This is a genomic window from Streptomyces sp. NPDC007157 (assembly GCF_040634235.1).
Classification (GTDB): Bacteria; Actinomycetota; Actinomycetes; order Streptomycetales; family Streptomycetaceae; genus Streptomyces.
Genome location: NZ_JBEYFE010000017.1, coordinates 1 through 12,040, shown reverse-complemented (window position 1 = coordinate 12,040; position 12,040 = coordinate 1). Strand labels below are relative to the sequence as shown.

The 12,040-nt window shown below is 69.2% G+C and carries 11 protein-coding genes, 1 tRNA gene and 2 pseudogenes; 6 read left to right on the top strand and 8 right to left on the bottom strand.

The window, feature by feature from the left end:
* Window positions 1-28: 28 nt before the first annotated feature.
* Both ABZ642_RS28025 and ABZ642_RS28020 read right to left on the bottom strand, forming a co-directional pair.
* A complete protein-coding gene (locus ABZ642_RS28025; protein WP_360489213.1) occupies window positions 29-934 on the bottom strand; it encodes a sugar ABC transporter permease in 906 nt (301 codons plus the stop codon).
* Between the two features lie 62 nt (window positions 935-996).
* Window positions 997-2,268 carry an extracellular solute-binding protein gene (locus tag ABZ642_RS28020; protein WP_360489212.1) on the bottom strand — a complete coding sequence of 424 codons (1,272 nt, stop codon included), beginning with the start codon at window positions 2,266-2,268 and terminating at the stop codon, window positions 997-999.
* A 216-nt stretch (window positions 2,269-2,484) separates the two neighbouring features.
* On the opposite strand from ABZ642_RS28020, the gene ABZ642_RS28015 reads away from it, so the two are divergent.
* Entirely contained in the window at window positions 2,485-3,459 is a 975-nt protein-coding gene (locus ABZ642_RS28015) for a LacI family DNA-binding transcriptional regulator (protein ID WP_360489211.1), read from the top strand.
* Window positions 3,460-3,961: 502 nt separating this feature from the next.
* Window positions 3,962-4,420 (top strand): PPOX class F420-dependent oxidoreductase, encoded by a 459-nt coding sequence (locus tag ABZ642_RS28010; RefSeq protein ID WP_360489210.1) that lies wholly within the window; start codon window positions 3,962-3,964, stop codon window positions 4,418-4,420.
* Window positions 4,421-4,435: 15 nt separating this feature from the next.
* Here the strand turns inward: ABZ642_RS28010 and ABZ642_RS28005 are convergent.
* The 3 genes and pseudogenes from ABZ642_RS28005 to ABZ642_RS27995 all read right to left on the bottom strand — a co-directional run.
* Window positions 4,436-4,873: pseudogene (locus ABZ642_RS28005) on the bottom strand (IS5 family transposase); the annotation flags it as partial.
* A 44-nt stretch (window positions 4,874-4,917) separates the two neighbouring features.
* Window positions 4,918-5,568, bottom strand: coding sequence for a response regulator transcription factor (locus tag ABZ642_RS28000; RefSeq protein ID WP_067360243.1), 651 nt, complete (start codon window positions 5,566-5,568; stop codon window positions 4,918-4,920).
* On the bottom strand, window positions 5,556-6,842 hold the full coding sequence (locus tag ABZ642_RS27995) for a histidine kinase (RefSeq protein ID WP_360489209.1): 1,287 nt from the start codon (window positions 6,840-6,842) through the stop codon (window positions 5,556-5,558). Before ABZ642_RS27995 ends, ABZ642_RS28000 begins: the two co-directional genes overlap by 13 nt.
* A gap of 135 nt (window positions 6,843-6,977) precedes the next feature.
* Here ABZ642_RS27995 and ABZ642_RS27990 point away from each other — a divergent pair, with 135 nt between their 5' ends.
* The 3 genes and pseudogenes from ABZ642_RS27990 to ABZ642_RS27980 form a co-directional block, all read left to right on the top strand.
* Window positions 6,978-7,493 carry a hypothetical protein gene (locus tag ABZ642_RS27990; protein WP_360489208.1) on the top strand — a complete coding sequence of 172 codons (516 nt, stop codon included), beginning with the start codon at window positions 6,978-6,980 and terminating at the stop codon, window positions 7,491-7,493.
* A 53-nt stretch (window positions 7,494-7,546) separates the two neighbouring features.
* Complete coding sequence (locus tag ABZ642_RS27985; RefSeq protein WP_360489207.1) at window positions 7,547-8,263, top strand: methyltransferase domain-containing protein; 717 nt, start codon at window positions 7,547-7,549, stop codon at window positions 8,261-8,263.
* 768 nt (window positions 8,264-9,031) lie between these two features.
* A pseudogene (locus tag ABZ642_RS27980) lies at window positions 9,032-9,316 on the top strand (hypothetical protein); the annotation flags it as partial.
* Window positions 9,317-9,422: 106 nt separating this feature from the next.
* Here the strand turns inward: ABZ642_RS27980 and ABZ642_RS27975 are convergent.
* A tRNA-Met gene (locus tag ABZ642_RS27975) sits at window positions 9,423-9,499 on the bottom strand.
* Window positions 9,500-9,943: 444 nt separating this feature from the next.
* Window positions 9,944-10,804, bottom strand: coding sequence for an enoyl-CoA hydratase/isomerase family protein (locus ABZ642_RS27970; protein ID WP_360489206.1), 861 nt, complete (start codon window positions 10,802-10,804; stop codon window positions 9,944-9,946).
* A 154-nt stretch (window positions 10,805-10,958) separates the two neighbouring features.
* Here ABZ642_RS27970 and ABZ642_RS27965 point away from each other — a divergent pair, with 154 nt between their 5' ends.
* Window positions 10,959-11,576 carry a TetR/AcrR family transcriptional regulator gene (locus ABZ642_RS27965; protein WP_360489205.1) on the top strand — a complete coding sequence of 206 codons (618 nt, stop codon included), beginning with the start codon at window positions 10,959-10,961 and terminating at the stop codon, window positions 11,574-11,576.
* Window positions 11,577-11,787: 211 nt separating this feature from the next.
* Here ABZ642_RS27965 and ABZ642_RS27960 read toward each other — a convergent pair.
* Window positions 11,788-12,040 (bottom strand): transposase (locus ABZ642_RS27960; RefSeq protein ID WP_360489204.1); only part of this gene is annotated, 253 nt, incomplete at its 5' end.

The following is a 12,040-nucleotide window of genomic DNA, read 5'->3' as shown; positions in this document are numbered from 1 at the left end:
GACGCGGGCAGGTGCGACGTCGACGTGCTCACAGGTCCACCTCCCGGCGGCGCAGCAGCGCGGTCACGGACAGCGCGATCGCGATCGAGACGACGAGCAGGAGCATCGCGACGGCCGAGGCGTAGCCGTAGCGGTCGTCCGTGAAGGCGAGCTGGATGATGTAAAGAGCGGTGGACTGCGTGGAGTTGGCCGGGCCTCCGGAGGTGAGCACCGCGATGATGTCGTAGAGCTTCAGCATCGTGATCAGCGAGATGGTGACGCTGATGGTGGTCCCCGGGGCCAGCATCGGGAACGTGATCCGGCGGAACCGCTGCCAGCGGCCGGCCCCGTCGACCATCGCGGCCTGGTACAGCTCGACGGGGATCGACTGGAGCGCGGCCAGGTGGACGACGGTGGTGAACCCCGTCAGCACCCAGGCCGCGACGATGCCCACGGACAGGACGGCCAGGTGCGGACTGCCCAGCCAGGTGATCGGCTTGTCGATGATGCCCAGCGAGACCAGGACGTTGTCGAGGATGCCGTCGCGGGCCAGGATGTAGCGCCAGACGTAACCGACGATGACGCCGGACAGCACCTGCGGCAGAAACGCGACGGTGCGCATCATCCGGAAGCTCAGCGACGTCCTGTTGAGCAGCATCGCGAACCCGATGCCGGCGGCGTTGGCCGCGACCGTCACCGCGCCGGCCAGCAGGAGGGTGAAGCCGAGACTTCCGGCCAGCGCGCTGTCGTGCGCCATCTCCGTGTAGTTGGCCAGGCCGACGAAGTCGGCCCGCGCCAGCAGCGGGTTCTCGTCGGTGAGACTCTTCCAGGCGCTCATGATCACGGGAACGGCGACGAAGAGGACGTACAAACCCAGCGCGAGGAGCGCGATCGACTCCAGGGCGAAGTCGCCACGTCGTCGGCGTAGTCGGGTGGACACGGCTCGGGTGGTCATAGCTCTTCCCTCGGAGGAGATCTGCCGACGCCGGGACGGTAGGGCCGGGCCGGTGACGTGGCTCACTTGGTCGCCGAGTCCCAGGCGGCGTCCAGCTTGGCCAGCTGTCCGTCGACGTCGTCGGACGAGAACAGCGCCTGACTGGCCGCGTAGAAGGCGTTGTTGAGCCCCGAGGGCATGGAGTCGTCATTGGTCGCCCAGCCGAACGCCGAGACCTTCGTGTTCTGTTGGGTCACGTAGGAGTAGGAGTCCTTGAAGACCTTGGTGACGTCCACGCCGTAGTCGTCGAGGGTCTTGTTCTTGAGCATCGGGAACGCGCCGTCGCCCTCGATCAGCGCCTTGTAGTTGGCCGGGTCTAGCGACCAGGCCTCGGCGAACGCGGTCGCCTTGGCGGGATCCTTGGCCTTGACGCTGATCGCCATGGAGCCCCCCACCGAGAACGGCACCACGAGCGACCCGTCCTCGGTCGGGGTGAGGAAGGCACCGAAGTCGTCGGCGTGGTCCTTGGGCACCGCGCCGAGGAACCAGCTGCCCATCATGTACATCGCGGCCTTGCCGGAGGTGAAGTTGGTGATGGAGTCGGCGTACTTGACACCCAGGGCGCCGTCCTCGAAGTAGCCGCTCTTGACCATCGTCCGGTACTTGCCCACCGCCGCCTTGACGTTGGCGTCCGTGAACTTGACCTTGCCCGCGTAGCGTTCCTTCAGCCAGTCCGGGTTCTTGCCCAGCACGTCGGCGGAGAGGATGCCGACCAGTGGCATCGAGGCGGAGAACGGATCGCCGCCGCCCAGCTCGACCGGCGTGACGCCGGCGGCCTTGAGCTTGGCGCACACGGCCATGAACTCCGACCACGTCTTCGGGGGCGCGGCGATGTGCGCCTTGGCGAACAGCTTCTTGTTGTAGAAGACCTCGGGGATGATCTGCGAGTTGGTCGGCGGGATGTAGACCTTGCCCCGGTAGGCGTTGCCCTGGGGCAGCAGGAAGTTGGCGTCCACCCACTTCTGGTCGTACGGCTTGAGCAGCCCGGCCGTCGCGAAAGTCGACGGGGTGATCGACTGGAGCAGGTCCGGGAACTGCCCGGAGGCCTGGAGCTGTTTGGCGTACGCGTCCCGGTCCGTGCTCGGCGCGACGATCTTCTTCACTGTGACACCCGGGACCTTCTTCTCGGCGCCCGCGATCGAGGTGTCCCAGAACGTCGCGGTCAGGCTGGGCGTCTCGAAGGTGAGGTAGGTCAGGGTGCTGCCGCCTGTCCCGCTTCCGGTCGACGCGGCGGAGCATCCGGTCAGGGCGAGCGCCGCGGCGAGGCAGACAACGGTCGGACGTTTGTGCCTCATGGAAGTCTCCTGAAGGGACGATGCGGCCCGATGGATGACGGTGCCCCGAACCGGATCGACACCGCGTCACCCTTCGAGATAACGTTATCCCGAGAATAGGAGCGCGTTGCGGCCATGTGTCAAGACCTGGTCTGATATCCGTCCGATGTTTCAAGGAGGAGCTGCCGGATGACGCGAACACAGCGTGAGAGCGGGGGACGGCCCAGGCGTCCAACGATGGTCGACGTCGCGCGCGAGGCCGGCGTGGCCCTGCGCACCGTCTCACGGGTGGTCAACAACGACCCCACGGTGGGGCCGGAGTACGTCGTCAAGGTCGAGGCCGCGATCGCCGCGCTGAACTACCGCCCGGACGACCGGGCCCGCCAGCTGCGCACCGGCGTCACCGGAACGATCGGCGCCGCCGTCCGCCGGATCGCCGAGACCAACCCCGAACTGGCCGCGATCGAACGAACGGCCCGGGACGCGGGCCTGACCCTCTTCGCCGCCTCCACGGACTTCGACGAGACCAGGGAACGCGACATCCTGATCTCCATGTGCCGGCAGCGCCTCGACGGCATCATCGTCGAGCCGTTCGGCGAGAACCACGCCTACCTCCAGCCCGAACTGGACGCGGGCGTGCCGCTGGTGGCCATGGACCGCCCGATGAGCGGAATCTCCGTGGACTGCGTCATGTCCGACAACGCCTCCGGCATCGGCATGGCCTTCCACCACCTCCACCAGCACGGCCACCGCCGCATCGCCTACATCGGCGACAGCGAACGCGTCTTCTCCGGCCGGGAGCGGGCAGCGGCCTTCCGCGCGGCCCTGCGCGCCCACGGCGAGGCGGTCGAGGGCCTGGTGCACCCCGGCGAGATCACCCCGGAACGGGTGGCCGCCGCCCTGGACACGGCGCTGCACGGCCCGGACCCGGCAACCGCCCTCGTCACCGGCAACATGGACACCACACTCGCGGTCCTACGGCACCTCGGCCCCGCAGCGGCCTCCGGCCTGGCCCTCGTGGGCTTCGACGAGGTCCCCCTGGCCGATCTCCTGCAACCCGCCCTCACCGTCATCGCCCAGCACACCCCCGAGATCGGCCGAACCGCCGTCGAACTGCTGCGCGCCCGCATCGCCGACCCCGGCCGCCCGGTGCAGACGGTGATCGTCCCGGTCACGTTGAAGATCCGCGGTTCGGGCGAGGTACGCGCCTGACGGCCTGGGGCACGGGGAGGGGCCGGATGCGCGGTGCCCCGGGTCGGGGAGCCGTCAGCCGCCCGTGTTGTCCGGGGGCGTGGGGTGCGGAGCGGCGCAGGCGTGGGGCCGGCGCTCGATGTCGTGGGTGCGGGCTGCTGCTGTGCCCAGGCCTGGGTGTTTGCAACTGGCCTGTCCAGGTTTCGCTGCTGCCTCCGAAGAGGACCTTGCGGGGGAGGCGGAATGCGGCGACCGGGGCTGGTGCAAACGCTTTGATGTCGGGTTGGCGCGACACGGTCTCAAGTCGAGGTGGTTGAGTGGCCGTCGATACACCACTCCAGCGGACCTGGCGGATGTTGCACGACCAGCAGTGCACCACCCGCCGGGGTTTGCCTCAGCCCATGGCGACCGCTGAAGCCCAGTCGAGATCAACGCCCATCTGATCTGGGGCGTGTGGCGAAAGTGGGGATGGAGCTCATAGTGTCCACGAAATTGTTGGGCGGCTATGGACGTTGATCACGTCATGACTCAAGGACCAGCGCCTCGCCCACTGTCCGACGAAGCCCTCTCCAACCTGCTTGGCAGTCAGCAGTTCGGCACGCTCGCCACCGTCAAGCGCAGTGGCCATCCCCACCTGACCACCATGCTGTACAGCTGGGACTCCGAGGCCCGCATCGTGCGGTTCTCAACGACGGTCGACCGCATCAAGGTCGGACACCTGCGACGCGACCCGCGTGCCTCGCTGCATGTGCAGGGCGGCGACGTGTGGTCGTTCGCCGTCGCCGAAGGCGAGGCCGAAGTCTCGGAGATCACGACGGTTCCTGGCGATGAGGTTGGTCGGGAACTGCTCGGAATGATCCCGCCGGCCGCGAAGCCGGGGAATGAAGACGCGTTTCTGGAGCAGCTGGTTGCCGAGCGCCGAGTGGTCGTCCGGTTGACAGTTGACCGGCTGTACGGAACAGCACTCGACATCAACGGCTAGGCGGTTTCGTTTGGATCACCTGGCTGACCAGAGGAAGATGCTCGCAATGTGGAGTCCGGCCAGGTAGATGGCTGCTGTCTTCTCGTAGCGGGTGGCGATGCCTCGCCACTGTTTCAAGCGGTTGATGCAGCGTTCGACCGCGTTGCGTTGCTTGTAGGTCTCGCGGTCGAAGGCGGGTGGCCTGTCACCCCGGCTGCCGCGTCGCAGACGGTGGCCGCGTTGATCGGCCGGCACGGGGATGACCGTCCGGATGCCGCGCCGCCTGAAGTGTTCACGGATGACCCGGGACGAATACGCCTTGTCTGCTCGGACTGCCGCTGGCCGGGTCCGGGGCCGTCCACGCCGTCGGGGAACACGCAGCCGCGCCATCACGTCAGCGAAGGCAGGCGCGTCACCGGCCTGTCCGGCGGTGAGATGGAAGGCCAGGGGCCGGCAGTCGCCATCGGCCGCGAGGGCTCAGCACCGTTGTCGACTGGGCATGCGGGCGTGATCGCGCACTATGCGGTCGCAACGCCCAGGAAGCGCAGCACCGCCAGGACGCGGCGGTGGTCGGCGTCGGCCTTGGGCAGGTCGAGCTTGGTGAAGATGCTGTTGATGTGCTTGGCGACCGCGCTCTCGCTCACGACCAGCTCGGCGGCGACGCCTGAGTTGGACCGGCCGCCCGCCATCAGCTCCAGCACCTCCCGCTCGCGCGGTGTCAGCCGGTCGAGCGGATCGCTGTGCCGGCGCACCAGCAGCTGCGCGACGACCTGCGGGTCGAGCGCGGTGCCGCCGGCCGCCACCCGGCGTACCGCCTCGGCGAACTCCTCCACGTCGGCGACCCGTTGCTTGAGCAGATAGCCGACGCCCGAGGTGTTGGCGGCGAGCAGATCGGCGGCGTACCTCTCCTCCACGTACTGCGACAGCAGGAGCACGGCGGTACGCGGATACTGGCGGCGGATCACCAGCGCGGCGCGCACTCCCTCGTCGGTGAAGCCGGGCGGCATGCGCACGTCGACCACGGCGATGTCGGGCCGGTGCTCCTCGACGGCTGCCAGCAGCCCTTCAGCGTCGGCGACTTGCGCGCACATCTCGAAGCCGGCCGCCTCCAGCACCTTGACCACGCCGATGCGCAGCAAGAGGGAATCCTCGGCGATCACGGCGCGCACGGCAGCTCCACGGTGATGACGGTCGGGCCCCCGGCGGGGCTGCGGCAGGAGAACGTGCCGTCGACGGACGCGACGCGCTTGGCGAGCCCGGCGAGCCCGGTGCCACCGCCGGCCGCCGCGAGATCCGCGCCGCCCGCGCCGTCGTCCGCGACGACCACCAGCAGTGTCTCCCCGATCCGCTCCACGGTCACGTCCGCCCGGGTCGCCTGGGCGTGTTTGACCACGTTCGTCAGGGCTTCGGAGACCACGAAGTACGCGACGGCCTCGACCGTGGGTGAGGGGCGCTGCGGCAGGTCCACCGCCACGCGTACCGGGATCGGGAGGCGGGCGGCGACCCCGGACAGCGCGGCGTCGAGGCCGCGGTCCTCAAGGACGGCCGGATGCAGGCCGCGCACCAGGTTGTTCAGCTCGGCGATCGCCTCCTTCGCCTCGCGGTGCGCCTCGTCGATCACCTTGCGGGCGTCCTCCGGCAGGTCGCCGAGGGTGGACCTTGCCAGGCCCAGGTTGACGGCGAGTGAGACGAGGCGCTGCTGTGCGCCGTCGTGCAGGGCGCGCTCGATCCGCCGCCGCTCGGCGTCGGCGGCGTCGAGCACACCGGCCCGGCTCTCGGCGAGATCGGCTACCCGGCGGGCCAGCTTCTCCGTGCGGCTGGGGCCGAGAAGGACCTCGGCCGCCCGGGTCTCCAGCCGCACCAGAGCGCCGGTCAGCCGGGGCCCGAGGAACAGCAGGGCGAGGCCGCCGGCGGTGATGTACGCGGCCTGCGTCGTGTACCCGACGTCGGTGACCCGCCACTGCGGGGGCAGCGCCCAGATCCACACGTAGATGGAGGCGGCCACGAGAGCGACGGCCCAGACGGCGAGGACGGCGAGGTCCAGGACAGCGAGCAGTGGACCCGCCACGGCGTGGTAGCAGACCTGCCGCCACAAGGCCCGGCCGGTCAGCCGGCGCACCGCCGACTTCCAGTTGCGTCCCGGCCCGGGTGCGGCGGGGCGCGGGAGGTCCTTGCCGACGAGCGCCCGGTAGCGCCGCCGCTGCCCGACGGTCAGCAGGGGTGTCACCACGAGCGTGAGCAGCACGGGCAGCGCCACGAGCGTGAGCAGCACGGGCAGCGGAGTCACGGCCGGCACCAACGCCGCCATCGTGCCGACCAACCAGAGCCACAGTGGCACCACGGCGAGATGGAGCGGCAGGCCGGCGGCGACAAGCGCGGTCCGGTGTCCCGCCCTGCGGAACGGCCGGCCCAGCACCAGCTGCAGCCACGTCTTGAGTTGCATGCGTCAAACGGTAAAGCCGCAGGCCATCCCCGTGCCATGACGCTCCCGCCCGATTCGGGGGTGCACTTATCTCCACCCCGGGTCGGAACCCTGCGTGACTGACGGCGCCTTGGTGTGCGGCGGAGGGTGGAGCACGTGAAGGAGAGAGCCGGCGGGGAGCAGGGGAAGACGATGCGTCAACTGGGCTTGTGCGATGAGAAAATGGCCAGCGCCGAGGACTTCGACCGCGCCGAGGTCATCCCGCTCCACGAAGAGGCGGAGGAACCGCGCCCGGCGCGGGGCATGCGGCGGGCCGGGTGGCTGCTGGTCGCCTGCGGGCTCGCCCTGCTGCCGTGGCTGTACGTGCTGGCCACCGGCCTGCCGGCCACCGCGACCGCGGCGCACTGGCCGGTCGCCTGGGTCGGGCTCGACGCGCTGGAGGCGCTCGGCCTGATCGCCACCGGCCTCCTCGCCGCCCGCGGCGACCGGCGGGACGCCCTGGCAGCCGCCGCGACCGCGACGCTGCTTGTGGTGGACGCCTGGTTCGACACCACGACCGCGGCCCCGGGCGGCGACTTCGCCTCCGCGGTCGCCATGGCGCTCGGCGCCGAGCTGCCGCTCGCCGCGCTGTGCGGCCGGCTGGCGCTGCGGGCGCTGAGCCGGCCCGCGTGACGCCGACCGCCCGACTACGTACCACGGACCGAATCGATCCACCGGAGAACACCATGCACCGCATCGCCGCCGTCCCCGTCGCCCCGATCCCGGCCCGGACCCGCTGGGCGGTCGCCGCCGGCGTCGGCGCCGCGTTGGCCGCCGCCTGGTGGCTGGGCGACACGGCGCCCTATCCGTACACCCAACGCGGCCTGCTCGACGTGCCGTTGCCGTTCCTGACCGCCGACCGGATGGACGCCGTACTGCGGCCGCGGCCGGGGGAGCGGATGCTGGAGATCGGCCCGGGGACGGGCCTGCAGTCGCTGCACGTCGCCCCGCAGCTCGGGCCGGAGGGACGGCTCGATGTGCTCGACATCCAGCAGGAGATGCTCGACCACGTGATGTGCCGCGCCGATCGCGACGGCCTGGCGACGATCAGGCCCACCCGCTCGGACGCACGTGAACTGCCCTACGCCGACGGGACATTCGACGCCGTATACGCCGTGACCGCGCTCGGCGAGATCCCCGAGCCGGATCGGGTACTGCGCGAGGCGGCACGGGTGCTGGCACCAGGCGGGCGGCTGGTGATCGGCGAGTTCTTCGACCGGCACTGGATCCCCTTCGGCCGGCTGCACCTGCTCGCCGACGCCGCCGGCCTCCACCTGACCGAGCGCCGCGGCCCAAGCCCGGCATACCTCGCCTGCTTCCGACCCTGCAGAGCCGACGCGCCAGGCCACCAGAGCGAGCGCCTCGCCCACAGCGACCGGGACACCAACGACGGGGAAGCGTGAGCACCGCACGCAGGGACCGCGATCACCGAGCTGAACAACCTGGCGCGCGGTAGGCCGCTCCAAGAGGCGAGCGGGCTCCGCCCCAACCGCGGCCAGCCACGAAAACCGCGGCGCCCCCACGAGGTGGGAGGGGAGTCCTGTGGCTTCTGCTGCGTGAATCCGGTCATCGATTGCGCTGGGCCCCTCTCCGGCAGCAAGCCCGGACGGCGGCCATAACGCGAATGCGTCCAGCAGCCTCGCGGAGTTCTGCGGGCGGGCCTGTGGCGGTGCAGTGCCGACCGGCCCATTCCGCGCGGTTTTCGGCGGTGCTACCCAGCCACAGGTGAGCGGGGCTGGTGTAGGCGGTTTCTTCTGAATCAAGGTGGGGGTGAGTGATGACGGCGGTTCTGGGGTGGCACCCTGGAGCGATGCGACCTGGGACCGACGTCACCGAGAACGGCCCGCGGCATCTGCTCAATGAGTGGGATCCGATCGGCGTCGCTGACGCGGTGCAGGAGGAGTACGACTGCATACTCGTCCCTCTCCTTCAGCGGCTCCGGGGGCGCCGACCAGGCGGAGATCGGTGAGTTCCTGCGACATGAGCTGGAAGACCACTTCGGTCTCACCCCTCTTCCGTCAGAGCCGGAAGAGATGGCTGCCCGGGTGTCCTGGTGGACAGCTGCCGGGAAAACCGATGGCATCGGCTGCGTGTAGTCACTCCCTTCGGATCGTCTGCTCGTTTGTCCTGGTGTGCCGTTGACTGACGCGCAGTGGGCGCGGATCGAGCCGTTGCTTCCGGACCGGACACCGAAGCGGGGTGGCCGGTGGCGGGACCACCGTCTCGGTGGACTGCACGATCGTGCGAGCCCACCAGCACGCGGCCGGAGCCCGCAAAAAGGGGCCCCGGCCGACGAGCTGTACGACCACGCCATCGGCCGGTCCCGTGGCGGACTGACCACGAAGATCCATCTCGCGGCCGATGGCAACTGCCGGCCCCTGGCCTTCCATCTCACCGCCGGACCGGCCGGTGACGCGCCTGCCTTCGCTGACGTGATGGCGCGGCTGCGTGTTCCCCTTCCGTCCAGGTCGGGAGCTGTAATCCCGATGACGAGGACGCCGGCCGCACTCTTCTCCTGCATGGCTCCGGCCCTGGCGACGAGATGTCACCGGGGCCGGATCGTGGTAGCGGGGGCGGGATTTGAACCTGCGACCTCTGGGTTATGAGCCCAGCGAGCTACCGAGCTGCTCCACCCCGCGTCGGTCTGACCAGGCTACGGGATGCCGGCAGCGCGAGCGTGGGATTTTCGCGCGGTTCCGATTGTCCTGGTCGCCGTGCAGCGCAGCAGCACACCCGGCGACGCAAGGTCCGGCACATCCTCCTGCGCTACCCGCTGATGCAGCCACTCCACACGCCCACTACGGACGTTGAGCGCCCGAGAGCGCTTTTTCCTTGCGCCTCAGCTCGATGATTCGGGCGCCGACACCGCGGATCGGTACAAAGTGCGCGCGGCCGAACAGCGTTGTCAAGCTTACGGCTACTTGCTCCATCCACTTCCCTGCCCGCCGTTTCCGGCGCTTCAGCCGGTCGTGTTCCCGACAAGCCCGGCGAACCACGACCTGACCACTCGACAACGAGCGTGTCGGCAATGGCTGAGGAACTCCCACGAAGCCTCTGCGCACGGATGGCGAGAGCTTGGGCACTCAGATGCTGTTGGCGATGCGCTCGTGGTCCCGTTCGCCCTCGCGGGTCTGGATACCAGCCGCGAGCAGCTTGTGGGCGAGCTCGGTGACCTCATCGCCGAACGCCGCAAACAGGCCCTCGTTCTCAACGGCATACGCCGCGTGAGGAATGGGCTGCGCGACCGCGTCGACCGCGGCCTTGGTGACGGAGAGCACCTCCGGCCGCAGGCCGGCGATCCGTCGGGCAAGAGTGTCGACGAATGCATCGAGTTCTGCGGCGGGCAGCGCACGGTTGATCAGGCCATACCGTTCCGCGAGCTCCGCGCCCACGAGTTCGGCGCCGAGGATGAGCTCCAGCGCGCGGGCCCTGCCCGCCAGGCGCGTCATGTTCACCGTGCCGCCGCCCCCTGGGAGGATCCCCATCAAAGACTCCGGCTGCCCCTGCCCCGACTTGCCGATCGCCGCGAATCGCATGTCCAGGTACATGAAGAACTCATTGCCCGCGCCGCGCGCGAAGCCCGCCAGCTTGCCGATGGTGACCTGCGGCAGCGAGCGGACCTCCTCGCTCATCGCCTGGAGGATATTCAGGCCCTCGGGGATGGCCGAGTCCGGTGCGGCCGCTATCGCAGCGCGAGTGGCTGTAGGCAGCGCGTCAGGGTCGGTGAGGTAGGCCATGTCACCGTGCGCAACGAAGAACTCCGGGTCAGCACTCTCGAAGACAATGACGCGGACGTCGGCGTCGTCGCGCACACGCGCGACGAATGCCCGGAGTGACGGCAGGAGCACCGCGTCCATCAGATTGAGCGGCGGGTGATCGATTGTCACCGTCGCGACCCTGTCCGAGACGTCGATCGTCAGGGCGGGAAGGTCTTCGTAGCTCATGAGGTGGCTCCATTTCGCGGTAAGGGACGGCCCGTGAACGGGCCGCTTGCTGGGGACAGCGTCGCGAACCTCAGCATCGCGGCTGACACCGAGTGTCAGATTAGGAACTTGTACCCGAAGAAGCAAACGAGTGTGCCGGAGTACACTCGTCCCCATGAGTGCAGCGCCAGTCGGTACCCGTGAGATCAGCCGCCACGCGGTGCGAGCAGAGCTGGCCCGCGTCGCGTTCAACCGGTTCTGCCTCACCGGCTTCAACCAGGTCACCTTCGCCGACCTCGCCGAAGCCGCCGGGGTGTCGCGGAGCACCTTCCTGCGCTACTTCGGCACCAAGGAAGACGTGGTCCTGTTCGTCTTCGACCCTGTCGGTGACGTCATCGCCGACGCCCTCGATGCCGGCCGGGCCAACCAGGACGACTGGGACAGGCTGCGCAACGCCCTGGAGTCAGCCGTGACGTTCCTCGTGCGCGACGTCCAGGAACTCGTGACGATCCTCGGCCTCATCGATGAGACCCCAGCCCTTTGCGCACGCCTCCGGGAGAAGCAGGCCGAATGGCGACCAGGGATCGTTGCCCGACTCCAGGAGACAGCTTCCTCGGCCGACGAGCCAGCGGTTATCGCCCACGTTCGCGTTGCGGCGGCGCTCGAATGCTTGTGGATCGTCCTCGGACAGTGGAGTGCGAGCGGCGGCCAAGAAGACCTCGGCACACTGCTGGACACTGCGTTCGCCGCCTTCTCGATCCCGGCATGCCGGCAGTCGGACGCTCCGTTGTAAAGGGCCGAGGCGGCGGCTTCCTCGGAGGTGCCGAAGCGGCCGAAAGGAGTGGTCGATCCGGCGGCTGTGATCGCGTCGGCGGAGTCCAGTCCCGGCCGCGAGTGCAGGAGTGGGGTGTCGATCCGGCCGAAGCGGACGGTGTTTACGCGCAGCCGTGCGGGGCCGCCGAGGCCCCTACAGCGCCTATCTGCGCGACCTCTAACTGATCGTTTCAGAATGATCGAGAGAGCCGCCGCAGGCAGATGATCGAGCAGGCGAGTTCAAGGAGCCCCTGGTGAAGGTCTGCCCGGTACTCGTAGCGGATGCGCAGGCGCTTGAACTGGTGCAGCCAGGCGAACGCGCGCTCCACGACCCAGCGCACTTTGCCGAGTCCGGAGCCGTGAGCGATGCCGCGTCGGGCGATCACCGGCTTGATGCCGCGCTTCCACAGCTGGCGGCGGTAGTTGTCGAAGTCGTAACCCCGG

Coding starts and splice junctions, on each gene's coding strand:
- ABZ642_RS28025 (WP_360489213.1), bottom strand. CDS start 934: ATGACCACCCGAGCCGTGTCCACCCGACTACGCCGACGACGTGGCGAC.
- ABZ642_RS28020 (WP_360489212.1), bottom strand. CDS start 2,268: ATGAGGCACAAACGTCCGACCGTTGTCTGCCTCGCCGCGGCGCTCGCC.
- ABZ642_RS28015 (WP_360489211.1), top strand. CDS start 2,485: ATGGTCGACGTCGCGCGCGAGGCCGGCGTGGCCCTGCGCACCGTCTCA.
- ABZ642_RS28010 (WP_360489210.1), top strand. CDS start 3,962: ATGACTCAAGGACCAGCGCCTCGCCCACTGTCCGACGAAGCCCTCTCC.
- ABZ642_RS27995 (WP_360489209.1), bottom strand. CDS start 6,842: ATGCAACTCAAGACGTGGCTGCAGCTGGTGCTGGGCCGGCCGTTCCGC.
- ABZ642_RS27985 (WP_360489207.1), top strand. CDS start 7,547: ATGCACCGCATCGCCGCCGTCCCCGTCGCCCCGATCCCGGCCCGGACC.
- ABZ642_RS27970 (WP_360489206.1), bottom strand. CDS start 10,804: ATGAGCTACGAAGACCTTCCCGCCCTGACGATCGACGTCTCGGACAGG.
- ABZ642_RS27965 (WP_360489205.1), top strand. CDS start 10,959: ATGAGTGCAGCGCCAGTCGGTACCCGTGAGATCAGCCGCCACGCGGTG.